Below are 23,643 nucleotides of genomic sequence, written 5' to 3'. Positions count from 1 at the left end.
TATGAATTTTCAAAATACACGCGAATTTGCTCAAGAACTCGACCAAAAAGACGTTTTAAACAAATACCAATCCGAATTTATTTTTCCAAAAGTTAACGACAAAAAAGTCATTTATTTTACAGGAAATTCGTTAGGATTACAACCCAAACGCACCAAAGCGTATGTGGATGAAATCATGAACGATTGGGCTAATTTGGCTGTAGAAGGTCATTTTTATGCCGAAAAACCGTGGTGGGATTACCAAGAACGTTTTGCCGAACCGTTAAGTAAAATAGTGGGAGCTCTTCCTTCCGAAGTCACGGTGATGAACACGCTTACGGTAAATTTGCATTTATTGATGGTGTCATTTTATCAACCAAAGGGCAAGCGATTCAAAATTATTTGTGAAGAAAAAGCATTTCCTTCCGACCAATATTTGTTTCAAAGTCAGGTGAATTTTCATGGCTATAAACCCGAAGAGGCAATAGTCGAAATTAAACGACGTGAAGGGGAACACAACATCAGAACGGAAGATGTTCTGGCCAAAATTAAGGAAGTGGGACAGGAATTGGCTTTGGTTTTAATCGGAGGAGTAAATTATTATACCGGACAAGTTTTTGATATGAAAACGATTACTGCGGCGGGTCAAGCTGTCGGTGCCAAAGTAGGTTGGGATTTGGCGCATGCTGCCGGAAACATCAAACTCGAATTACACGATTGGAACGTTGATTTTGCCGCTTGGTGCAGTTACAAGTACATGAATTCGGGGCCAGGCAATGCATCGGGTTGTTTTGTTCACGAAAGGCATCACCATAGTAATTTACCTCGTTTTGCAGGTTGGTGGGGACATAACAAAGAGCGCCGTTTTAAAATGGAGCCAAATTTTGACCCAGTTCAAGGTGCCGACGGTTGGCAAGTGAGTAATTTGCCCGTATTATCTTTAGCACCTTATTTGGCTTCGGTAGAAATGTTTGCCGAAATTGGAATGGATACTTTAATCGAAAAACGAAATTTAATTACGGCTTACTTAGAATTTATTCTTCACAAAATAGACAAAGAAGTTAACAGTACTTTCGAAATTATAACCCCACAAAATCAAGAAGAAAGGGCTTCTCAGCTTTCTGTTTTTCTGCACGGAGAAGGTCGAGCTCTTTTTGATTATTTAATGAAAAATGGCGTGATTGTCGATTGGCGAGAGCCCAATGTGATTCGCCTTGCTCCGGTACCGTTATATTGTTCTTTTGAAGATATGTACGAATTTGGGCAAATTCTCAAAAGAGGCATTTTAGGTAAATAAGCTATTAAAATTGTATAAAAAGCCCTTTTAATTCTATAATACGTCTTAAAAAGGTGTGTTGTTACTTTGTAAGGTATTCATTTTAAAAACGAATAGTATGAAAACCTTATATAGTTTAGTAGTGGTCACATTCATGTTGTTTTCTTGTCAAAATCAGCAACAATCCGATGTGGCATTGGCCAAAAAAGCAACCATTGATTCGATGAAAACCGCACACGAAAAACAACGTGTAATTGATTCAATGCAAATGGAAATAGCAAAAACCGAAAACAAGGTGCAACAAGATCGAACCACAACCAAAGTCATTACACAAACGGCTCCTGCTGCCGAACCACAACGAAAAGGCTGGAGTAATGCCGCTAAAGGTGCTGTAATTGGCGCGGGTGTGGGTGCGGCTACTGGAGCACTAACGAGTAAGAAAAAAGGCGAAGGTGCTGTTATTGGTGGTGTTGTCGGCGCTGGTGTTGGAGCCGGAACGGGAGCAATAATAGACGATTCTAAAAAATAAAAGTAAAGGCTGAAAGGAAAGATTCAGCCTTTTTTGTGTTAACACAATTCAATAAGTGCTCTTTTTACTTCAGCTAATTGCCCTTGAATTCTTTTTTTATCGTTCTTGAAATACGAAATTGTATTCATTAAATTTTCATAATAAGCAATGCCTTTTAATACATGATTTTTGAAAAGAAGTATTTTATTAAGTTCTTTTGGATGATCTAATGCCGATTTTAAAACAATTTCATTTTGGAAATAATGCAAATACAACTTCAATTCTTTTATAAAAAAGTGAGGTCGGTTTTCGTTATGAAGTACTGATTTTCGACCATAAATATGCTGAACCATATCTGGCAGCGAAACTTCTTTGTCAAAATAAGCCAAATTCGGACCGGGACAAACTACAACGCCCTGATCTTGTCCTTTTATTTCAAGACCATTTTCCAAATACGACGGATTTGCAAGTCCCACACACAAACAGGATTTTTGCGTGATGCTTTCTTTTTGTTGAAGGTAATTAACTTCAGAAAGTGCGTTTTTGCTCTGTTCTAATTCGGATAGTTTGTAATCTTGGTATTTTTTTGAAGCGGTACAAACGCCTTGTTCACCGAGTTCTTTGCTCAGGGCTAAGAATTTTTTCGGGCAAGAACTGCCGGCTTTTTGTTCGTTTATTCTTTGTTGCTTCAACCATTCGTTAGTGGTGCCTTTTACAGTATTAAACGGAACACCCAACGGCGAGATGTGACTCAAATAAAAGTCAGATTCTTGGGCTTGGGCTAATAAACGCCTGGTAGCAGCATCTACCGACGTAGCTTCGGGAACCAATAAAAAGGGCGATCCCCATCCTACGGAATCCATATTATAATAATCAAGTAAAAATTGATGTTCCTCAGCGGTTCCCACTCCTCCTTGTACGGTCAATTTTAGCGGTAAGGGTTTTTCGGGAATAGTTTTTCCTTTATTCGCTAAAGCATTACACCATAATTCATAAACACTATTTTGAAGTTCCTCGCGCTTAGTTTTAAATTCTTCTAAAATGGGGCCTAATAAATAGCCTTCTGTGGCAAAAGCATGTCCGCCGCAATTTAACCCCGATTCTATGCGATTCTCGGAAACCCAAAGTCCTTTTTTGGCTAAAAAGTTTCCTTGAATCAATGCAGATCGGTAATCACTTACTTTTAAGGTAATTTTTTTAGTAAGTTCACCAAATTCATTCGGAAAAAAAGCGTCTAATTCTGCAAAATAGCCGAACAATCGCGGATTCATACCTGCCGATAAAATTACCGATGAATTCAGATTGCTGTTTGCAAAACCTCTTAAAGCGGCATGAGCATCGTTAAATTTTGATGGTAACGCTTCCTTTTTTATGAAATTCGCTTTATCCAATTTGGTCATGATGTTTACGTCAATTGCTCCTGCTCGTAAATGGTAGTCGATATAATTTTGTAAAGACTCTTTACTTTCAGAAATCCAATTGTGAAGGTTCTTTTTTAAAGTAGCCGAATCCGGAAGCATTTCCAAATAAGCATCCAAAGCGGTTTTGTTTTTGACTAACTCGGTTTTTAAATTTTCGTATTTTTTTGTTACAATTGTTTGTACTAAATTAAGATACGATGTAATGCGTTTGGCTCTATAATCGGCTATTTTAGTGCTGATTTCTTGATACGGGAGTTGGAATTTTTCGCAATAAAAAGCATTCATTTTCTCAATTAAATCGTCATCCGCAAGGGCTATAACCGATGAAATACCATATTGCGCTACTCGTATTGGGCTGTCTATGGTGAATGCCAATCCCATTACGGGAATATGAAAAGTGTGGAGGTCGTTTTTTTGCATAATTACATAACTAAACGACAAAAATGATTTTTTTTAGAAAAGTATAAGCTGATAATTATCAGGTTATTGATTTTAAATTAAAATCTTCTTAAGCGATTCGGCCACATTTCGCCATAAAAAGTTATAAAATGACTTTTCTTGAATGCGCTCCACTTCCATAGTACAGGTTTTGGCTTTATTATCGGAGTCCTTTTTTACAAAAAGATTAGCCAAACCACTTTTTAGTTTCGATTTTTTATGTGGCTCCTTCTTTTTATAAAGTGTTACGTCCAAATTGTCGTAATAAAGGGAAGCATTCCCTTTCGAATTGATGTCATTTCCCCAAATATCAAAATGATAAGATTTGAATTTTCCGTCAAAAGAGGCATTCATATAAGGTCGCGTAAAGCGTTTCATGGCATTAACATCGAAATTGGCAATGCTGCCTTTAATATGAAAACGTTCGGATTTGTCTAAAACATTAAAATTCCAATCTACTTTTAAAGCCGAATTTTTCATAAAAATGCAATGAATGGCAATAGTTAAATCGTCCGTTTTTTGCAAACCCAAGCCACTTTTTATGTTTTTAGCTTTTAAATTAAATCGATCAAAAGTTAGAATGGCTGGGCCTTTGTCAAAAGTAACTTCTTCTTCATACACGATTTTAGAATCACGCATTTCCAAGCTTCTAACATCCAAAGCAAATTTTAAATTACGTAAAACTTCGCTGTAGAGTTTTTTCTTGCTCATGTCATCAGCTGGAATTTTATTGCGGTAAATATTAGCATCCACCTGATCTAAAAGAACAGCATTGGCTTTAAAAAATAAATTTTCTTTTTTGAATCCCCAAGACAACTGGTTTATAGCCAATTCTTTTGCTTTAACAATAAACAAATCTTTTTCTTTTTTGGCTTGAGCCACAAATTGATGACGGTTTAAAAGCGGAGCTAGTTCAAAATTTGTAGCTTTTAATTCGTGATTTTTGGTGGCTATTTGCCCAATTTTAATTCGGTAAATAGGATTGGGTTGGTATACCATCGAATCCATTTTTACATCATAATTTGTTAATTTAAAAGGGATTTTTTGTTGTAAGGTGGTCTTGTTGATAACTATACCTTCTAAATCAACTTCAATGTTTTTAACTTCAAAAAAAACCTGACTGGTTTGGGTTTCTAAAAGTGTCAAATGTCCTTTTTTAAGTTGCAGGTTTTTTACTTTTATAATTTGTTGAAAGGGGGCAACTACATCATTTCGAACATGCGACAAACGGTCTTTCTTTTTTTCTTTTTTATAATATAAAATGGTTTCGGGTTTGAAAATTTCAATATTGTCGGCACTAATGGTGTTGTGAAAAATTAAATTCCAAACACTAAACTGATTGATGGTAATTTGTTCTATAGAAGAATAAATGCCCAATTTTTCATCACTTTTCTGTGGTTTTATTTTGGGTTTAACTACAATGCTATCTGCTTGAATAGTGGCCGACCACACTTTGATTTGGAGGTTTTGATAGCCAATTTCATAAGGAGTTTGGTTGTTATCTTGTATGATTTTAGGAAGTCGTTTTTGTAAATAAAAATTCAAACCAAAATTGGCTGCTACAAGAATTACTAGAAGTGCTAAAACGCCAATTGCTATTTTTTGATATAATTTCATTTGCTTGAATTTCAATTTTAAAAATACGCTATTTCTATCACGTATTAATTACAAAAGCACTAAATCTATTACATAATGCCCATATCAGGAGATTGTAATAAAATCCCATGGGTTTGTGATAAATGCTGTGATTTCTAAATATTTCCTTTATTTTAAAGTCATTCTTTTAGATTATTAGTATTTTTACGGCCTTAAATTTTAGACATTTTTTGATGCAAACACCACTTAAAATTGCGGTAGTAGGTTCTGGATTGGTTGGTTCTTTACTGGCAATTTATCTAAAAAAAGCAGGACACGAAGTACATGTGTACGACCGAAGTCCCGATATTCGGAAAATTACGTTTTCGGGACGCTCCATTAATTTGGCTATGTCGGATAGGGGTTGGAAAGCTTTAGATGGAGTAGGTGTGGGCGATGCGGTGCGAGAAATTGCCATTCCGATGGACAAGCGAGCCATTCACTTAGTGGATAAATTGAATTACCAACAATATGGTAAAGATGGAGAAAGCATTTATTCGATTTCCAGAGGTACGCTGAACCGGAAAATGATTGATTTGGCCGAAGCTGCCGGAGCCGAATTTTATTTTGAACAAAAAATTTGGGATGTTACCTTGAGCGACGCTACCTTGCATATTGGCGAAACCGAACGTGGCGAATGGGAAGATAAAAAATACGATTTGGTATTTGGTGCCGATGGTGCTTTTTCCCGTGTCAGACACCGCATGCAACGGCAAAGCATGTTTAATTATTCGCAGGAATTTTTAAATATGGGATACAAAGAATTGCATATTCCGGCAAATCCGGATGGGTCGCACAAATTAGACAAACACTCGTTTCATATTTGGCCACGCGGCGAATACATGTTAATTGCCTTGCCTAATTTAGATGGCAGTTTCACCTGCACTTTATTTATGCCTTTTGAAGGAGAAAATTCCTTTGCTGAATTAACTAATCAAGAAAGTGTTACCGATTTTTTCGAGAAAAACTTTCCAGATTCTATTGAAGTAATTCCAATGTTAACGGAAGATTTTTTCAAAAATCCAACAAGTACTTTGGTTACGATGAAGTGTTTTCCGTGGACATTTAAAGATAAAGTGGCACTAGTTGGCGATGCTTGTCATGCTATTGTGCCTTTTTATGGACAAGGAATGAATGCAGGTTTTGAGGATATTACGGTTTTGTATCAATTAATCGAAAAATATGGCGATGATTGGCAAACTGTTTTTTCTGAATACGAAAAGGAAAGAAAGCCAAATGCCGATGCAATTGCTGAATTGTCGTACCGCAATTTTATGGAAATGAGTACCAAAACGGCTGATGAAAAATTTTTATTGCAAAAAAGGATTGAAAAACATTTTTCTGAAAAATACCCTGAGAAATGGATTCCGTTATACAGTAGGGTAACTTTTAGTGATAGGCCCTACACGGAAGCATTGGCTATCGGAGATTTTCAAAACGAAATCATGCAAAAAATACTGCAATTAGAAAATATTGAGCAAATCTGGGATTCTGAATGGGTAGAACAAAAAATACTCGCTGCTTTGGAGCAAGCATAAAAAAATGGCTGTCTTTTGAGGCAGCCATTTTGGTATTTTTGCTATACTTATTTTTTAAGCATTTTAGATAAAATTCCAAAAGCACCACGAATAAAAGTGGCACTGGTTAAAACTTTTAAAACCGATTTTCCTACCACATCGGCGGTGCTGGGTTGTGGTTTTGCTTGACGAGTGGTTTCTGTTTCGGTTTTCTTTTCTTCAGCAACCGTTTCGGCCTCGTTTATTTTTTTAGTAAGTATTTCGTACGCACTTTCACGGTCAATTAATTCGCTGTACTTTTTTACCAATTTGGATTTGGAATTGATTTCCTGAATTTCGCTTTCTGATAAAATATCCATCCGACTTTCAGGTGCTCTCATCATGGTGGCAACAAGTGGCGTGGGAGTGCCTTTTTCGCTTAAAGCTGTTACCAAAGCTTCGCCTATTCCCAAACTGGTTAACAATTCATCTGTTTTATAAAATTCAGAAGTAGGGTAGTTATCGGCCGTCTTTTTAATGGCTTGTCGGTCATTGGCGGTAAAAGCACGCAATGCATGTTGTATTTTTAATCCTAATTGTGCTAAAACCCCACTCGGAATATCCATTGGGTTTTGAGTCACAAAATAAATTCCAATTCCTTTCGAACGAATAAGTTTGACAATAGATTCGATTTGTTCCAATAAAACCTTACTGGCTTCATTAAATATGAGATGTGCTTCGTCTATAAATAGAACCAATTCGGGTTGGCCTGCATCTCCTTTTTCAGGCATTTGTTGGTAAATTTCGGCTAACAAACTCAGCATAAAGGTTGAAAATAGTTTCGGTTTATCCTGAATGTCGGTTAAGCGTATAATGTTTACGTAGCCGTATCCGTTTTCGTCAATTCGCATTAAGTCGTCAATTTCAAAAGAGCGTTCACCAAAAAACACTTCGGCACCTTGTTGTTCTAGCTCAATGATTTTACGTAAAATGGTTCCAGTAGTAGCGGTAGAAATTTTACCGTAATGTGCAATAATTTCCTCTTTGCCTTCCTCTGTGATATAATGAATTACTTTTTTAAAATCTTTTAAATCCAACAAGGGCATTTTTTTGTCATCGCAATACTTAAAAATAACGGCAACTACACTCGATTGTGTATCGTTTAAATCTAAAATACGCGAAAACAATACAGGCCCAAATTCGGATACAGTGGCGCGCAAACGAACCCCGCTTTGCTCGGAAAGCGAAAGTAATTCTACTGGAAATGCAGACGTAGTATACGGAAGATTAATTTTAGAATGTCTTTCGGTGATAAAGGGTTTTTCTTCTCCCTCTTTTGCAATACCGCTAAAATCACCTTTTATATCCATCATCAAAACGGGAATTCCAGCTTTCGAAAGTTGTTCGGAAAAAACCTGAATGGTCTTCGTTTTTCCTGTTCCGGTAGCGCCGGCAATTAGCCCATGACGGTTAAGTGTTTTAAGCGGAATTTGTACAAAGGTGTCGGCAAGGGGTTCCCCATCTAATATAGCACCTCCTAAAATAAGGTGTTCGCCTTTGGTTGCATAACCCGCTTTAATAGCGGATTGAAAGTCTTCTTTTTTACTCATGTAATGTTATTTTTAAAGGTATAGGTGCCGTTTCTCGTTATAAATATAAAAAATGTAGGGGTTCTTTGTAGTAGAATTTTTTTAGAAAAAAATACTGATAATTTTTTTTAAATTAACATTTAATGTGGTTTGTTGATTTTTTATAAAGTTTTAATGGTAACTTTTTAAATTTTTAAGTTAATATTTGATGATTTTTATTTATTTGAATATCCCTAATGAAATAAGGCGATATATATTTTTAAATTACAGTTAAATTAATTGCAATAAAATTAAAAAAAGTTTTTTTATTTCAATGAAACATATAAATTTGCTCCACTACAAGTTTATTATAACTAAAAAATAAAATTATTTAAAACTATTAAAATTTAAAAAAAAATGGCAAACGTTAAAGTTGAAAAGAAAAGCACTTCAAATGGAGGAGGAATGGTTTCAGGAATCATTATTGCGGCATGTGTTTTTGTTGGTTGGTTAATTTGGCAATTTATCATGGGATCTCCTGCTAACTTTGAAGGAGGAACTCCAGAAGGACGTCCGTTGAATACATTAGGTATGGTTTACCACGGAGGTTTCATCGTGCCAATCTTATTGGGTATGTTGTTAATGGTAATTGTTTTTTCTTTCGAAAGATTTTTTGTAATCTCTAAAGCGGCTGGTAAATCGAACTTAGATACATTCATGACTAACGTTCAAAAAAATATTAAAGAAGGAAACATTGAAGGTGCTATTGCTTTATGCGATAAACAACAAGGTTCTGTTGCAAATGCAATCAAATCGGCTTTAATTAAATATCAAGATGTTAAAAAAGAAGGTTTCAATTCTGAAGAGGCTTCTGAAACAATTCACAAAGAAATCGAAGAAGCTACTTCTTTAGAAATGCCAATGTTGGAGAAAAATATGACAATCATTTCTGCATTAGTATCTTTAGGAACTCTTGGAGGATTATTAGGAACAGTATCGGGTATGATTAAAGCGTTTGGTGCGTTAGCTTCTGCTGGATCTCCTGACCAAGCGGCTCTTGCAACTGGTATTTCTGAAGCACTTGTAAATACTGCAACTGGTATTTGTACTTCTATCTTTGCAATTATTGCTTACAACTTCTTTACTTCTAAAATTGATGATTTAACTTACTCTATTGATGAAGCTGGTGTTACTATCGTGAACACATACAGAAAATTCAGAGGAAGTTTAAAACAATAAATTAATTTTATTGGCATGTGAATTTTATACATGCCGATTTTTTAAATAAAAGAGAATGGCGAAAATAAAAATGAAAAAAAAGTCAATGTCTACAGACATGACTGCCATGTGTGATGTTGCGTTTCTATTGTTAACATTCTTTATCTTAACTGCTACTTCAAAAGTGCCTGAGGCTTTGCCTGTAGATACGCCTGCATCAACAGTTGAAACAAAATTACCAGAAAGTGATTTGGCAACATTAATAGTAGGTAAAGACAAAGTATTCTTTGATTTGAAAGGTAAAGATGTTCGTATCAGAACCTTGGAATTGATGGAAGATAAATATGGTGTAAAGTTCTCTGAAAGCGATAAAACAGAATTCTCTTTAATGTCAGATTTTGGTGTGCCAATTGCAAGTTTGAAAGGATTAATCGATATGAAATCGTCAGATCGTATTAAAGCGGATCAGCCAGGTATTCCAAAAGATTCTACTGATAACCAATTAAGAGAATGGATTTTGAACGCTCGTAAAGCAAATATTGAAGTGGCTAATAAAGAACTTAATTTTGCTATTAAAGGAGATGCTCAAGAAAATTACCCTGCAATTCAAAAAGTAATGGATGCTTTACAAGATCAAAACGTAAACTCATTCAGTTTGATTACAGGTAAAAGAGGAAAAGATTTTTAATTAAAAAAAATAAACTAGAATGGCTGAATTAAATACTGGCGACGGTGGTGGTAAGGACGGCAAAGTAAGGAGTAAAAAGCTAAGTTCCAAAGTAGATTTAACGGCTATGGTGGATTTGGCATTCCTTTTGATTACCTTCTTTATGCTTACAACTACGTTGTCAAAACCTCAATCCATGAGTTTGGCTTTACCAGATAAAGATGATAACGAAATTAACAATAAAGAAGTTAAAGTAGATGAAAATCGTACCATGACTTTGTTGTTAGGTGAGAATGGTAAATTAGTGTATTATATGGGTTTAATTACAAATCCACTTATTGCACCTAAAGATATAGCTTACGGTAAAAACGGAATTCGTCCGGAATTGATAGCTAGAAAAAAATCGGTATTAGAGTATACTGGTAATCCTGAAAAAGGAATTATCGTAATCATTAAACCGAGTAAAAAGTCGAAATATAAAAATTTAATTGATATATTAGACGAGATGGCAATTACTGATGTAAAAACATATGCAATCGTAAATGATTTTTTACCAGAAGAAACGAAATTGTTAGAGGGTAAATAAGCCCGGCTTATTATCTTTGATAACCTTATAACTAAGAAAAATGAAATTAGATATTATTAAAAATCAATGGCTTGACATCGTTTTCGAAGGGCGTAATAAAGTCTATGGTGCTTATCAGTTAAGAAAAGAAAACCGATCAACTACATTCAAAGCGCTTTTGATTGGTGCGTTTCTTTTTGCTCTAGCTGTTGCAAGTCCACTTATTATAGACTTTATTAAGAACAGCGAAGGTTCTGAGGATACGGTTCATATTGATAAAGTCATTAAAACGGTAAAATTGCCGCCTAAACCTAAAAAGGTTGAGCCGCCAAAGCTTAATATGCCACCACCACCACCGCCTGCTCCTAAAGTAGATGTGGTAAAGTTTGTAAAACCAGTGGTCGCTAAGGCTGAAGAGGTTACTGAAGAACCACCAAAAATCACTGAATTAAAAGATAAAAATGTTGGTGATAAAAACATCAAAGGGGATCCGAATGCCGAACTAGTAGTTAACCCTGTTGCTTTTGGTGATGGTCCTAAAGGAGGACAAGTAACCGAAGAGGCTCCAGAACAAATTTACAACGTAGCAGGTATCGAGGTAAAACCAGATTTCCCTGGAGGAATGGAGAAATTCTATAAGTTTGTTGCTAACAACTATAGAGCTCCTGAAGAAGAGGGATTGAAAGGGAAAGTATATGTAACCTTTGTTGTGGAAAAAGACGGATCTTTAACCGATATTAAAGTACTACGAGATATCGGGTACGGAACTGGTAAAGAAGCGATCCGTGTTTTGAATAAATGTCCTAAATGGAAACCAGGTATGCAAAACGGTAAGCCAGTAAGGGTATTATATTCGTTACCAATTGCTATTCAAAGTGCCAACTAAAATGTTTGAGAAAGTACTTGAAAAATATAAGAAGAAATCGCTTCAAGGGCGATTTCTTCTTGTTTTAGGGATACTCTTTTTTTTATTATATTTGGTTTTGGGTTTGTTTATCATGTTTTCCAAAACCCTCCCAATTGATATGGAACGTCCTTATAGGATTGCTTTTGGACTTCTTTTAATTGTGTATTCCTTTATACGGTTTGTGAGGCTAATTAATCAAAATGAATGATTATTATGTTAAAAAAATGTAATCTGTTTGGATTCTTGATTTTTATTTTTTTTCTTGCTTCTTGCAAAGAGGATAAAAGTAAGGAGACAATTCTGAAAGGAAATGTTACGGTAGTGACCGATGAATCTATTTTGCCTATTGTGGAGGATGAATTGCTTATTTTTCAAGATCGATATAAAGCAAATGTAAAAATTGAAAGTAATGCTGAGGCTGAAATAGTAAGGGATTTAACAAACGGAAAATATAAAATTGCTTTTATGTCACGTTCCTTAAACAAAGAGGAATTAGACGTTTTTGAGCAAAAAAAAATTATTCCAAGAATTACCCCTTTTGCAACAGATGCTATTGTTTTTATTGCGAATAAAAAGACTACTGATACCGTTGTCGATTTAGAAAGCGTTATTTCTTTTTTAAAAGGAAATGCCGACTCTAAAATAAAGGGATTGGTTTTTGATAATCTCAACTCTAGTACGGCTCGTCAGATAAAAGAGTTGGCTAAAATTGAAGATTTTCCGTCAGAAGGTGTTTATTCATTTAAATCGAACGAAGAGGTTATCAAATTCATTACCGAGAATGAAGGTATGATGGGAGTGGTAGGTTACAATTGGATTACACAGCCTACTCCAGAAATGGAAACATATTCAGATAAATATGTTGTTTTGAGTATTAAAGGTGTGGGTAAAACAAAAAGTTATTCGCCATCGCAATTTAATTTAGCAAATAATTTGTATCCATTGTCAAGAGATTTGTATATTGTCAATTGCCAAGGTACAGCTGGATTAGGAATGGGTATCGCATCCTTTTTTGCAGGCGAAGTTGGACAACGAATCGTTTTGAAGTCTGAATTGTTGCCTTACAAAACACCTAGCAGAAAGATTATAGTTAGAGAAGCTATTGAGAAAAAAGAACAGAATAATTAACTTAATAAAGATGAATAAATTTAAAATTTTTACTCTTGGATTGATGGTTGCTACAGCAGCAGTTCAGGCTCAAGATTTAACAGAAGCTAAAAAGGCGATTGATGCAGAACAATTTGAAAAGGCAAAATCACTTTTAAAAAATATTATTAAAGATAATCCAAAGGAAGGAAAAGCTAGTTTTTTACTAGGAAATGTATATTTAGCTCAAACGGTAGTTGATTCAGCTAAGTTGGCTTATAATAGTGGTTTAAAAGCAGAAGATGATGCTAATTTTAACTACATTGGTTTAGGTCAAATTGACTTGAATAACAAAAAAGTAACTGAGGCTAGATCTAATTTTGAATTAGCTGCCAAAGACATGCGTCGTAAAGATGTGGAGGAATTCATTTACATTGGTAGAGCTTATTTAAATGCGGAAAATCCAGATTGTAAAAGTGCTATCACTATCATTAACCGTGCTTTAGCAATTGAACCTCAAAATGCAGAAGCTTTATTGGCTTTAGGTGATGCTCACTATTGCGATAAAAATCAAAACGAAGCTTATAAAGCATACAGTAGCGCTTATGATGCAGATAAAACATTATTAAGAGCAAAAATGCAAATGGGTGTCCTTTTAAAAGGGGCTAATTCTTGGGAAGAAGCAATCAAATCCTATAATGAAGTAATTGCTGTTAATCCAAATTACGGACCAGTTTACAGAGAGTTAGCAGAGACGTACTACAGATGGGCTCGTAACAAACCAGCAAAAGCAGGTGAGAACATGCAAAAAGCACTTACCAATTATGATAAATACATGAGTTTAACGGATTATTCTATTCACTCTAGAATGAGACGTGCCGATTTCTTGATTTTGATTGGTGATTATAAAGCGCTTGAAACAGAAGCGAATAAAATGATCGAATTGGATAAAGTAAATCCTCGTATTTATCGTTATTTAGGTTATGCAGCTTACGAAAACGGAAATGTTGATGTAGCTATTAAATCAATGAACGATTTCATCAATAACCCAGATACTAAAAAAATTGCTAGCGATTATATGTTTTTAGGTTTAGCAAAAATCAAAAAAGGGATGGCTGCTGATCAAAAATCGGTTGATGCAACAGCTTTTAACGAAGGTTTGGGAGATATTAAGAAAGGAATTGCGTTGGATGCTACTATGACAGATCCAATTTCCAAAGAAGCTAAAGACCTTTTCGGGAAACGCATCTTTAAAGAAGCTGCTTTGCTTTTTGAATTTGGCGCTAACGTGAAAGATTCTTCAAATTACTTGGAAGATAATTTATATTTTGGTTTAAGTGCTTACTACGCAAATGTAAATGCCGATCCTAAAGATATGGATTTGTTAAAAAGAGGTGACGCTGCTTTTGATCGTGTTCTTGTAGCAAAACCAGATTATTATGAGGCTTTCTTATACAAAGCGCGTATCAATAGTGCTATGGATAATGATGCTGTAATGGTAACTAGTTATGAAAAATATTTAGCTGCTGTAAATGCAAAAGGAGCTGAAGAAGTTTCAAATCCTGCAACCAAAGCTAAAATAATTGAAGCGTATAACAATATGGGAGCTAGTTTTGCAAATACGGATAAAGCAAAAGCAATGGAGTATTTCAATAAATCATTGGTTTTAGATCCAACAAACCAATATGCTACAGAATCTTTAAAATCGTTACAACAATAAAGATTACATATGTTTCATAAAACCCGATAGTGATTTGCTATCGGGTTTTTTTTATCCTTTTTTAAATGTTTATCTTTGCGGCTTAATTTATAATGATGGTAGCAAAAGATATTCAAATAGCAGTTGATAAAGGGGCAATGTTGCCTTTGATGGAGGAGTTTTATACCATTCAAGGAGAAGGATATCATACAGGAACCGCTGCATATTTTATTCGAATTGGAGGTTGTGATGTGGGTTGCCATTGGTGCGACGTGAAAGAAAGCTGGAATGCCGAATTACATCCGCCTACTAGTACCGACTTAATAGTGGCTAATGCTAGTAAATATGCCGATACAGTGGTGGTTACCGGTGGAGAGCCCTTAACTTGGGACATGACACTTTTAACAAAGCAATTAAAAGAAAACCATAAGAAAGTTCATATTGAAACTTCGGGAGCTTATCCGCTTTCAGGTGATTGGGATTGGATTTGCCTTTCTCCCAAAAAAAATAAATTACCCACCCAAACCGTTTATGACAAGGCGCACGAACTAAAAGTCATCATTCACAACAAACACGACTTCATTTTTGCCGAAGAACAAGCCGAATTGGTCAACGATAACGCTATTTTATTCCTTCAACCCGAATGGAGCAAAAAAGAAGAAATGACACCGCTAATTGTAGATTATGTAATGGCCAACCCAAAGTGGAGAGTGTCCTTACAAACACACAAATATTTGAACATACCGTAATCATTATAAGGCTCATTTTCCAGATGAGCCTTATTTTGTAAATGAAGAATAGGTATGATGAAATATTTTTTAAAGTACTAAAAGTGGTACGGTAGTACTGTTTATAGATTTCCGGAATTTGATTTTTCTGTAGAAGGAAACTATCAAATAGGATTTTACTTTCCCAATTAGCCAAAAAAATCGGCCACAGGCCACCGCCGATTGATCAAAATTTTCATCTCGAGCGCATTCGAGAGATGATAGTGCTCTAGGGTAAGCAATTCTTGCATTTTTAACATTTTCAGAAAGGTTATCTGTTTTAAGTATTTCTAATTCAAATATTTTTCCTTTCAGTTGTTTAATTGCATTTTCAGAAAGATTATTAAACTTTTTTTTTTGAAAAAAGTCAATTTCGCGATATATGTTTTTATTATTATTTAGAAGTCTACTTTCCGATAAATATTGACTAAAGTAATCAAGTAATTGGCCCTTAGTAAAAGAATTTTTCAACTTACCAAATAACGAATTTGAGATAAGATTATCATTTTTGAAATTTCTTGATCCAAGAAAGTATCCTGCGAGACTATTTTCAGTGACACTTTGATTGTTACTTTTTAAAAAGTTCTATCACGGTTTTTTATTCTGTTTCATCAATTGTAATAGTAGGTAGAAATTGATTTTGATTTCCAACTTTTAAAGTATCAATGGCAATTTGTAATGCTCTAATTACATCACGTTCATTTAAAACAGAATCATTTCTAACTAGTTCGCCTGTTGTAGGAGAGCAACCTGAAGCTATGTCTTCTAATATTTCTAATGCACGAATTTGATCCATATTCTTTTTAGTTTATAACACTCCACATCGTGATTTACTTAATTTCAATCTTCTATTTTGACTTATTTTAACCTACCTTTATAAAGATGTAGATTTTTTAATAATACAAAAAAAAGTAGGTTTTTCAAGATGGTTTGTGCAAAAGAATGAATTTAAATAAAATTTTCAATACGAAAGTTAATGTTTTGAATTAATATCTATTGAAAAACTTAATTTATGAAATTAAGGTCTCAATTAAATTTGTTTACCCCACCGACATTTTAGCAGATTCTTTCCATAAGTAATTTGGCATAGGTTCGTTGAGTTCCCATTTAATACTCATCGGTTTTGAACCTTCGTGTTCTAGGTAGTTTCCTTCTCCAATGAATACATAGCCCATTGTATTTCCATATTCATTTTTAGCCTTTTCTCTCACAAAAAGCAAAATGCGTTTTCCAATTTTATTGTGATTGATATATGTTAATCCTTTTCCTGTATCTGACCTAGTTTGGTTTTGTGACTGCCAGTGGAATAAAATCTCATTAATGGCATAATCATCATACATCGTCGTAGGTGAATAGTCTTCTTCGGATTTTATTAAATCAATGAAAAGTAATTCGGTATTGATTTTATCAATATAGGAAACTCCCTCACGATTAGAAGATTTTTTTTCGAATGTACTATCACCAAACGCTACTAAAATTTGATCACGTGTATAACGCGCGTGTACTTTTAATGGCTGAGTATACGGAAGTTCAATATCAATTTCTTTGAAATCTACACGATCTATGAGGATTTCAAGGACTTCAATAATTTCAATTAGTAGTAATTTGTTTTTTCCAATTTGACCTATACTTTCTTCAAGAGAATTAAATTGCTCTGGATTTTGCCAAACATCATAGTGAAGCATTAAAAGCATAGCTTTTTCATTGTCTGAAAATTCAGCTAGGTTGATATTAAAACCTCGCTTGGCAATTTTAAGAACGAAACTGAAATAACTTGTTGAGTTGGTTGATAGCCATTTTTTGTTGATAGCAGAATAAATTTGTTTTTCATTCACATTATCAAAATCACTAATAATTCCTGCTTTTTGGCAAAGACGAGACCAGCTGTCTTTTTTATAAATAGCCTCTAAAGGGATATGATTAAAATCAATAAAATTTTGTAGTGTTAATGGTAATGCACTTTGATGCTGAAAATTACTTATTTTAGAAAGCAGTTGATTAATGTTTAATGAAGTTGCTTTTCTAATATTTTCAAGAATAGTTTCCTTTGCTTTTTTCTCTAAAACAATTGCACAACCTAATGGTAAGTGAGGGAAATCATCTTCAATTTCTTTTCGTACAGATGTTGTTGTTTTGCCAATTAAAGCCCTGAATTTATTTTCAAAATCGTATTCTGGTCTTGCATTACCTACAAAATCAAGAACTGTTAAGCAGTCTTTTCCTTCTGCTAATCGTAAACCACGACCTAATTGTTGAAGGAAAATTGTTAAGCTTTCGGTAGGCCTTAAAAATAAAACGGTATCGATTTCCGGTATATCCACACCTTCATTAAAAATATCTACGACAAATAGATAGTTGAGTTCTTTTTTTTTGAATTGTTCTCTTAATGTATCTCTTTTATTAGAGTTCTTACTCGTTAAATATTGTGCCTTAAGCCCTGCAAGTTTGAACTTTTCCGCCATAAAAACTGCATGTTCTACAGATACACAAAAACCAATGGCACGAATCTCTCGAATATCATTAGTGTACTTTTCTAAACTATTTATGATTTCTCCAACTCGAATATTGTTTTTTGTATATATATTGGTTAATTCACTCGCAACATATCTTCCTTTTTCCCACTTTACTTTGGATAGGTCTATGCTATCTGAAATGCCAAAATATTGAAAAGGACAGAGTAATTTTTTGTTTAAAGCTTCCGGTAATCTTATTTCAGCAGCTATGCGATTGCAAAAATCTTCTAAAATATTTTCACCGTCCATTCTTTCAGGAGTTGCTGTAAGACCAAGTAAAACCTTTGGTTTAAAATAATTTAAGAAAGGTCTATAACTCGAAGCAGCACCGTGATGGGCTTCATCTAAAATAATGAAGTCATAATATTCTGAGGATCGGTTAATGTCTTTCAGGCTGTTTTTTAAAGTTTGAACAGATGCAAATACATATTCGTTGCTTTGAGGTACAAGTCCATCTACCCATAATTCTCCAAAATTATTGTCTTTCAATACTCCTTGAAAAGTAGCTCTAGCTTGTTGAAGGATTTCTTTTCGATGCGCAACAAACAATAGTTTAGAGGAGTTATTGTTACTTCTAAACCTTTTATAATCAAATGCAGAGATAACTGTTTTTCCGGTTCCTGTAGCTGCAACGACTAAGTTTCTATTGCGGTTATGTATGGTTCGTTCTACTTCTAATTTTTCAAGTATTTCACTTTGATAATGGAAGGGTTTTAAATCAAAGTAAGTTGTAGGTAAGATATATTCTTTGGAAAATTTACCTTCTTTTAAAGCGCTAATTAATTTTTCGGAATGTCTTTCTTTATTGTATGATTCAAAATCTGAGTTTTGCCAATACGTTTCGAATGTTTTTCGAAACTTATCAATGATATGTCCGACTTCTTTTGTTGTAATTTTTAGATTCCATTCTAAACCATCAGTCAAAGCAGAACGAGAAAAATTGGATGAACCAATATAGCCGGTATGAAAACCCGTGTTTCTTTCAAATAAATAGGCTTTGGCGTGCAATCTTTCGTTTCCGGAGTTATAGGAGACTTTAACTTCTGTGTTTTTCAAGGATGCTAAAAAATCGACTGCTTTAGAGTCGGTAGCTCCTACATAGGTGGTCGTTATCACCCTTAATTTTCCGCCACGATTGGTGAATTCGGTCAACTCTTTTTCGAGGATGCGAATTCCTTTCCATTTAATAAACGAAACTAATAGATCGACTCTATCTGCAGAAAGTATTTCTTTTCGTAATTCGCTTTCTAATGTAGTACCTGAATTTCCACCTGTAAAAAGTTCGCTGTGAATTAATCGAGTATAAGGCGTAATTTCTTTTAGATGTAAATCGAGGTCTGAAAAATGAGCATCAATTTTAGTAAAAACAGCTTTTAGAATTTTACCTTCCGTTTCAATTAGATCGTCTTCAAACTCTTCTTTTTTTAATTCTTCCTTTAAGGATAGAATAATTTTATTAGCAATTTCAATCTGCTTTTCAATTATTTTTTCTCCTTTTATCAAAGAGAAAGCATATTGAATGTTAGCTGCAATATGTTGTGATAAAATTTGAGATGCCTCAGCCTTATCAATGTTAGTTGTTTTGACTTGGAAAGTATTTTTATCCAGTTCGCTAAGTTTGATATTGATAAGTTTTGTAACTAATTGTTCGTATAAACCTTGATTCATAATGCTGTTTTGATAAATTCTTCAACAATTGGTACATCGGCTTCGGCCCAATCTATGTTTAATAACTGCTCTATTTCTAATAATTTATAATCTGTATGTTCCATTAATACAATATCACCTGACACATAATTGGCTACAAAAGGAATTAAATTAATTTTGAAATCTCCATAGTCATAAATTGAATCAGAAAGTTTACAAACAAGTTCAATATCTATGCTTAACTCTTCTTTAATTTCTCTGTTAATGCAATCTTCTTCACTTTCGTTATTTTCCATTTTTCCACCAGGGAATTCCCACTTTAAAGGAAGTTTCATTTTCTCACTTCGCTGGACAACTAATATTTTTTCATTGATGCGAATTATGGCGCAGGTTACTTTGATCATAATTAATAATAAAAATTAACAATCAAAAATAACTATTTAATCTGGTACAGTTTTTTTAATCTTAAACTTTAAAAAAAACAGATGAAAAGTTATTGTGTTAAGTGTCTTTATTTTTACAAGAGTTAATAAAATAGTGATTGTTTTAATGTCAGAGAAAGGAAAAAAATCCTAAATCTCACAGCACTAACCCGACTGATGTTTGACCACTGTCCACTTTTTTCTTTTCCTTCGGCCTTAGATTCCGTAGAAGAGTGTCAAATGTTTGAATAATCCGAAGCGCGAGCGTAGTAAACTGTTGTAGTAAGACAAAAAAAACTTTGATGTTCTTTACAGCGAAAATTTTCTACACCGACAGCCAAACTCCTTTGCGACTTTGCCCCTTCGCGGTAAAATGTCCAAAGCCGACAGACAACTGAAAACCAAAAACTGACAACCCATAACTGTCTCTCAAAACCCACAACTCAAAACTCATAACTTTTGAGACAAAAATGCTGAAAGCTCAAAGCCGACAGCTCAAAGCTGACAGACAGCTCACTGCAACCGCGCCAAATAATCATAATTCTCCCCTTCGCAAACCAAAGTACAAGTCAAGCCATTAGCGGCGGCGGCATTTTGAAGCGTATTGAAGTCGAGATACAACCAATCAAAAGGAACTTCTTTTTCATTTTTGTACGTGATGTCAAATGTCAATTCGCCATAATAACCATCAGCCGGAATCTCGTAGGCACCGTCTTCATCTTGGTCAAACATATAAATGAGGTCGGAACTGTCAATTAAAATTTGACCACCAGGAAGTAGGAGCGATTTTAATTTTTGCAAGTACAAATCGCACTGTGACAATTTCCCAAAAATGCCCGTTCCATTCATTAATAATAAAATAGTGTCAAATTTTTCGGAATCATAATCCAAAATGTTTTGCACAAAGGCTTTTTTTACACCCCGTAAATGACAGGTTTGAATTGCGTTTTCCGAAATATCTAGAGCACAAACAGCTAAATTTCGTTCGTTTTGCAAGTACAAACTATGACTGCCAGCGCCACAACCAATGTCAAGGACTTTTCCGAAGCAAAGTTGCAAGGCAGTTTGTTCAATTAAAGGCATCTGAGGATAATCGCGAAACAAATAAGCTACGTCCATTTCATCGGCTTCAGATATCGAAGTTTCGGTAATAATATTTTCAGGTGCGTTGTGGGTTTGGTAATCCAACATGGCTTTTCCAAATAAATCTAACATTTTAGATAAAGTTTAAGGGTTCAATTTGTCAAGTTGAGTAACTTTGCAATTCAATTTTAATTACAAAATTTGAAACCAGCACTCACAGACCTTCGCAAATTAGCCAAAGATAAGCATATCGAAAACAAAAAATATTTTGATAAGCTAAAAAAGAAAACACCCAAAAATTTAGATTACGTCATGCAAGATATTCATGAGGCAGAATTCAAAAAAACCGATTGTTTGTCTTGTGCCAATTGCTGTAAAACCACAGGGCCTTTATTCACTTTGGCCGATATTGAGCGAATAGCAAAACATTTACGTCAAAAACCCCAACAATTTATTGCCCAGTTTTTGCGTATAGATGAAGATAATGATTATGTTTTGCAATCGGTTCCTTGTCATTTTCTCGATAATGAAAATTTTTGTCTAATTTATGATGTTCGCCCTAAAGCGTGCAGGGAGTTTCCACACACCGATCGTAAAAAGTTTCATCAAATTTCGAATCTTACCCTCAAAAATGTCGAAATGTGTCCGGCAGCTTTTAATATTGTAGAAGAAATGAAAAAAAGGATGCCGCTTTAATGCGTTAAGTTGTCTTATTGCCAATAGTAATCTTTGAGTAATAAACCGTACTTTTGAAATAACATTCTTGATATAAATTAGATCCAATTGAAATTCGAATATTTAATCGCCAAAAGGCTTATTACCGCTAAAGAAAATAAAAGTAGCATTTCGGCTCCAATTATAAAGATTGCCATTTCCGCAATTGCCATCGGTATGATTATGATGATTATTTCGGTAGCTACCGGAATTGGATTACAGCAAAAAATACGAGAAAAAATTTTGGCCTTTAACGGTCAAATTATTATTTCAAATTACGACAACAACCAATCCGATGTAACGCTAAACCCAATTGCGCTACAACAAAATTTCTACCCCAAATTTAAAAACATCCAAGAAGTTGATCATGTACAGGCAATTGCTACGAAAGCTGGAATTATCCGAACGGAGAATGCTTTTGAGGGAATAATTTTTAAAGGAGTTGGAAAAGACTATCGCTGGAATAATGTAAAGGAATATTTAGTAGCAGGTAAATTACCCAATTATACCGATGGTTTAAACGAAGAAGTGCTAATTTCAAGTTATTTGGCCAATCGTCTTAATTTAAAATTGGGAGATAAGTTCAATACTTTTTTTGTAAAAGAAGAAGAAAATAAAATGCCCAACATTAGGCGTTTCAAAATTGTAGGTTTGTTTAATTCCGGATTTCAGGATTTTGATGCAACGTATATTGTAGGAGATATTCGGCATATTCAGCGAATGAATAAATGGAAGGCGAATCAAGTGGGCGCTTTTGAGGTCTTTATAAATGATTATGATCAAATCAAGCCAGTAGGGGACAAAATCTATTCCGAAATCCCAACCTATCTCGATGCAGCTACAATTATTGATAAATACCATTATATATTTGATTGGCTCAATTTATTCGATTTTAATATTGTGGTTATTTTGGTAATCATGATTGTGGTGGCCACGATTAATATGGTAGTAGCGCTATTGGTTTTGATATTAGAACGAACTCAAATGGTCGGAATTTTAAAATCACTAGGCGCCAATAATTGGATGATACGAAAAGTTTTTTTGTACAACGCACTCTATTTAATAGTAAGAGGATTGTTTTGGGGAAATCTAATCGGAATCGGAATTTTAGTGATACAACAACAATTCGGGATTATTAAACTTAATCCCGAAAACTATTATGTCAACCAGGCTCCAGTATATTTAAATTGGTTTTATATTTTCGGGCTAAATGCTCTAACGGTAGTAATTTGCTTTTTAGTATTATTAATCCCTTCTTATATCATAACTAAAATTTCTCCCGTAAAAGCCATGCGTTTTGATTAATTGGAGTGTTTATAAGAAGTCGCTTTAAATTCCCAATAAAAAAAGCTTTCCCTCCCGCAGCATGAGGAATCACATACAGCACTAAAATATTCTATAGCTGTTACAGGACGGGTCACAGGACGGGTCAATTCACCATTCACCATAATAGTAATGCATAGATAAAGCATGGATAGTGCATGAGTGATGCATGAAAACGGTACAGTGTCGCAATAGTGATTTCAAGAACACTTTTTTGCAGGATTGTCAAAGTTGTAAGATAGAGCTAAAGTATTTTAAAGCAGCTTAGTATTAATAGGATTCATTTAATAATGAGCATAGTTATTTTAGAACCCTCAAAAAACCGAAAACCGAACCAATAACCATTCCCACCACCCAAAACCGACAACTCACAACTCATGAATAGTGTTGTCCTGCCCAAAAGCAACAATCCAGCACTATAAAAACCCAAGTAACACAAAAACTTTTAAAAAAAGTTAGGATGTAAGTAATGCAGGTATAGCGAGTTAAGTATTTGTATTAAGCGACTATTAAAAAAAGAATAAAAAAAGGCTTGTTTAATTGAATAAAGTGTCTACTTTTGCACCCGCAACAGCGAAACGTTCTATAGTTATTGAGATTGATTTTGAGTTATTGATTGGGTTTTAAAAACTTTAAAAAATATCGAAAAAAAAGTTTGTGTAATTAGAAAAAGCGTTTTACATTTGCACCCCGCAAACGGCGCAAGTTATT

The 23,643-nt window shown here is 34.3% G+C and carries 19 protein-coding genes; 12 read left to right on the top strand and 7 right to left on the bottom strand.

What is annotated here, in order from left to right; translation table 11 throughout:
* The first annotated feature begins 1 nt into the window (after nucleotide 1).
* Together kynU and I5M07_RS05240 are read left to right on the top strand one after the other, a co-directional pair.
* A complete protein-coding gene (kynU, locus tag I5M07_RS05245; RefSeq protein WP_200105173.1) occupies nucleotides 2-1,276 on the top strand; it encodes a kynureninase in 1,275 nt (424 codons plus the stop codon).
* A 97-nt stretch (nucleotides 1,277-1,373) separates the two neighbouring features.
* Complete coding sequence (locus I5M07_RS05240) at nucleotides 1,374-1,784, top strand: YMGG-like glycine zipper-containing protein (protein WP_200105172.1); 411 nt, start codon at nucleotides 1,374-1,376, stop codon at nucleotides 1,782-1,784.
* Between the two features lie 38 nt (nucleotides 1,785-1,822).
* Here I5M07_RS05240 and I5M07_RS05235 read toward each other — a convergent pair whose 3' ends face one another.
* Together I5M07_RS05235 and I5M07_RS05230 are read right to left on the bottom strand one after the other, a co-directional pair.
* Complete coding sequence (locus I5M07_RS05235) at nucleotides 1,823-3,604, bottom strand: hypothetical protein (protein ID WP_200105171.1); 1,782 nt, start codon at nucleotides 3,602-3,604, stop codon at nucleotides 1,823-1,825.
* A 72-nt stretch (nucleotides 3,605-3,676) separates the two neighbouring features.
* Nucleotides 3,677-5,239, bottom strand: coding sequence for a hypothetical protein (locus I5M07_RS05230; protein ID WP_200105170.1), 1,563 nt, complete (start codon nucleotides 5,237-5,239; stop codon nucleotides 3,677-3,679).
* A gap of 212 nt (nucleotides 5,240-5,451) precedes the next feature.
* Between I5M07_RS05230 and I5M07_RS05225 the strand changes: the two genes are divergently transcribed.
* Nucleotides 5,452-6,795, top strand: coding sequence for an FAD-dependent oxidoreductase (locus I5M07_RS05225; RefSeq protein ID WP_200105169.1), 1,344 nt, complete (start codon nucleotides 5,452-5,454; stop codon nucleotides 6,793-6,795).
* 47 nt (nucleotides 6,796-6,842) lie between these two features.
* Here the strand turns inward: I5M07_RS05225 and I5M07_RS05220 are convergent, their stop codons facing one another.
* The gene (locus I5M07_RS05220) at nucleotides 6,843-8,363 is read right to left on the bottom strand and encodes a helicase HerA-like domain-containing protein (RefSeq protein ID WP_200105168.1); all 1,521 of its coding nucleotides are present in this window, start codon (nucleotides 8,361-8,363) and stop codon (nucleotides 6,843-6,845) included.
* 375 nt (nucleotides 8,364-8,738) lie between these two features.
* Here I5M07_RS05220 and I5M07_RS05215 point away from each other — a divergent pair, with 375 nt between their 5' ends.
* The 7 genes from I5M07_RS05215 to I5M07_RS05185 all read left to right on the top strand — a co-directional run bounded on the left by I5M07_RS05215 (nucleotide 8,739) and on the right by I5M07_RS05185 (nucleotide 15,212).
* A complete protein-coding gene (locus I5M07_RS05215) occupies nucleotides 8,739-9,560 on the top strand; it encodes a MotA/TolQ/ExbB proton channel family protein (RefSeq protein ID WP_200105167.1) in 822 nt (273 codons plus the stop codon).
* Between the two features lie 55 nt (nucleotides 9,561-9,615).
* Nucleotides 9,616-10,227: an ExbD/TolR family protein gene (locus tag I5M07_RS05210; RefSeq protein WP_200105166.1), complete on the top strand. Its 612-nt coding sequence runs from the start codon at nucleotides 9,616-9,618 to the stop codon at nucleotides 10,225-10,227.
* Between the two features lie 19 nt (nucleotides 10,228-10,246).
* Nucleotides 10,247-10,792 carry an ExbD/TolR family protein gene (locus tag I5M07_RS05205; protein ID WP_200105165.1) on the top strand — a complete coding sequence of 182 codons (546 nt, stop codon included), beginning with the start codon at nucleotides 10,247-10,249 and terminating at the stop codon, nucleotides 10,790-10,792.
* A 40-nt stretch (nucleotides 10,793-10,832) separates the two neighbouring features.
* Nucleotides 10,833-11,657, top strand: coding sequence for an energy transducer TonB (locus I5M07_RS05200; protein WP_200105164.1), 825 nt, complete (start codon nucleotides 10,833-10,835; stop codon nucleotides 11,655-11,657).
* 234 nt (nucleotides 11,658-11,891) lie between these two features.
* Nucleotides 11,892-12,806, top strand: a complete 915-nt coding sequence (locus I5M07_RS05195) for a PstS family phosphate ABC transporter substrate-binding protein (protein WP_200105163.1) — start codon at nucleotides 11,892-11,894, stop codon at nucleotides 12,804-12,806.
* A 10-nt stretch (nucleotides 12,807-12,816) separates the two neighbouring features.
* Nucleotides 12,817-14,484 carry a tetratricopeptide repeat protein gene (locus I5M07_RS05190; RefSeq protein WP_200105162.1) on the top strand — a complete coding sequence of 556 codons (1,668 nt, stop codon included), beginning with the start codon at nucleotides 12,817-12,819 and terminating at the stop codon, nucleotides 14,482-14,484.
* Nucleotides 14,485-14,579: 95 nt separating this feature from the next.
* Nucleotides 14,580-15,212 carry a 7-carboxy-7-deazaguanine synthase QueE gene (locus I5M07_RS05185; RefSeq protein ID WP_200105757.1) on the top strand — a complete coding sequence of 211 codons (633 nt, stop codon included), beginning with the start codon at nucleotides 14,580-14,582 and terminating at the stop codon, nucleotides 15,210-15,212.
* Between the two features lie 616 nt (nucleotides 15,213-15,828).
* Here the strand turns inward: I5M07_RS05185 and I5M07_RS05180 are convergent.
* The 4 genes from I5M07_RS05180 to I5M07_RS05165 form a co-directional block, all read right to left on the bottom strand.
* Nucleotides 15,829-16,026: a hypothetical protein gene (locus tag I5M07_RS05180; RefSeq protein ID WP_200105161.1), complete on the bottom strand. Its 198-nt coding sequence runs from the start codon at nucleotides 16,024-16,026 to the stop codon at nucleotides 15,829-15,831.
* Nucleotides 16,027-16,270: 244 nt separating this feature from the next.
* The gene (locus I5M07_RS05175; protein ID WP_200105160.1) at nucleotides 16,271-19,411 is read right to left on the bottom strand and encodes a DEAD/DEAH box helicase; all 3,141 of its coding nucleotides are present in this window, start codon (nucleotides 19,409-19,411) and stop codon (nucleotides 16,271-16,273) included.
* Nucleotides 19,408-19,794 carry a (deoxy)nucleoside triphosphate pyrophosphohydrolase gene (locus I5M07_RS05170; protein WP_200105159.1) on the bottom strand — a complete coding sequence of 129 codons (387 nt, stop codon included), beginning with the start codon at nucleotides 19,792-19,794 and terminating at the stop codon, nucleotides 19,408-19,410. The genes I5M07_RS05175 and I5M07_RS05170 overlap by 4 nt, the downstream gene beginning before the upstream one ends.
* Nucleotides 19,795-20,325: 531 nt before the next feature.
* Entirely contained in the window at nucleotides 20,326-21,027 is a 702-nt protein-coding gene (locus I5M07_RS05165) for a class I SAM-dependent methyltransferase (RefSeq protein WP_200105158.1), read from the bottom strand.
* A gap of 69 nt (nucleotides 21,028-21,096) precedes the next feature.
* On the opposite strand from I5M07_RS05165, the gene I5M07_RS05160 reads away from it, so the two are divergent.
* Nucleotides 21,097-21,591, top strand: coding sequence for a YkgJ family cysteine cluster protein (locus I5M07_RS05160; protein ID WP_200105157.1), 495 nt, complete (start codon nucleotides 21,097-21,099; stop codon nucleotides 21,589-21,591).
* Nucleotides 21,592-21,678: 87 nt separating this feature from the next.
* The gene (locus I5M07_RS05155; protein ID WP_200105156.1) at nucleotides 21,679-22,914 is read left to right on the top strand and encodes an ABC transporter permease; all 1,236 of its coding nucleotides are present in this window, start codon (nucleotides 21,679-21,681) and stop codon (nucleotides 22,912-22,914) included.
* Nucleotides 22,915-23,643: the final 729 nt, after the last annotated feature.

Origin of the sequence: Flavobacterium agrisoli, assembly GCF_016522065.1 — a bacterium.
Classification (GTDB): Bacteria; Bacteroidota; Bacteroidia; order Flavobacteriales; family Flavobacteriaceae; genus Flavobacterium; species Flavobacterium agrisoli.
This window is presented reverse-complemented; position numbering and strand designations above follow the sequence as displayed.

Coding starts and splice junctions, on each gene's coding strand:
- I5M07_RS05170 (WP_200105159.1), bottom strand. CDS start 19,794: ATGATCAAAGTAACCTGCGCCATAATTCGCATCAATGAAAAAATATTA.
- I5M07_RS05200 (WP_200105164.1), top strand. CDS start 10,833: ATGAAATTAGATATTATTAAAAATCAATGGCTTGACATCGTTTTCGAA.
- I5M07_RS05225 (WP_200105169.1), top strand. CDS start 5,452: ATGCAAACACCACTTAAAATTGCGGTAGTAGGTTCTGGATTGGTTGGT.
- I5M07_RS05235 (WP_200105171.1), bottom strand. CDS start 3,604: ATGCAAAAAAACGACCTCCACACTTTTCATATTCCCGTAATGGGATTG.
- I5M07_RS05240 (WP_200105172.1), top strand. CDS start 1,374: ATGAAAACCTTATATAGTTTAGTAGTGGTCACATTCATGTTGTTTTCT.
- I5M07_RS05205 (WP_200105165.1), top strand. CDS start 10,247: ATGGCTGAATTAAATACTGGCGACGGTGGTGGTAAGGACGGCAAAGTA.
- I5M07_RS05180 (WP_200105161.1), bottom strand. CDS start 16,026: ATGGATCAAATTCGTGCATTAGAAATATTAGAAGACATAGCTTCAGGT.
- I5M07_RS05215 (WP_200105167.1), top strand. CDS start 8,739: ATGGCAAACGTTAAAGTTGAAAAGAAAAGCACTTCAAATGGAGGAGGA.
- I5M07_RS05210 (WP_200105166.1), top strand. CDS start 9,616: ATGGCGAAAATAAAAATGAAAAAAAAGTCAATGTCTACAGACATGACT.
- I5M07_RS05195 (WP_200105163.1), top strand. CDS start 11,892: ATGTTAAAAAAATGTAATCTGTTTGGATTCTTGATTTTTATTTTTTTT.
- I5M07_RS05175 (WP_200105160.1), bottom strand. CDS start 19,411: ATGAATCAAGGTTTATACGAACAATTAGTTACAAAACTTATCAATATC.
- I5M07_RS05230 (WP_200105170.1), bottom strand. CDS start 5,239: ATGAAATTATATCAAAAAATAGCAATTGGCGTTTTAGCACTTCTAGTA.
- I5M07_RS05190 (WP_200105162.1), top strand. CDS start 12,817: ATGAATAAATTTAAAATTTTTACTCTTGGATTGATGGTTGCTACAGCA.
- I5M07_RS05165 (WP_200105158.1), bottom strand. CDS start 21,027: ATGTTAGATTTATTTGGAAAAGCCATGTTGGATTACCAAACCCACAAC.
- kynU (WP_200105173.1), top strand. CDS start 2: ATGAATTTTCAAAATACACGCGAATTTGCTCAAGAACTCGACCAAAAA.
- I5M07_RS05185 (WP_200105757.1), top strand. CDS start 14,580: ATGGTAGCAAAAGATATTCAAATAGCAGTTGATAAAGGGGCAATGTTG.
- I5M07_RS05220 (WP_200105168.1), bottom strand. CDS start 8,363: ATGAGTAAAAAAGAAGACTTTCAATCCGCTATTAAAGCGGGTTATGCA.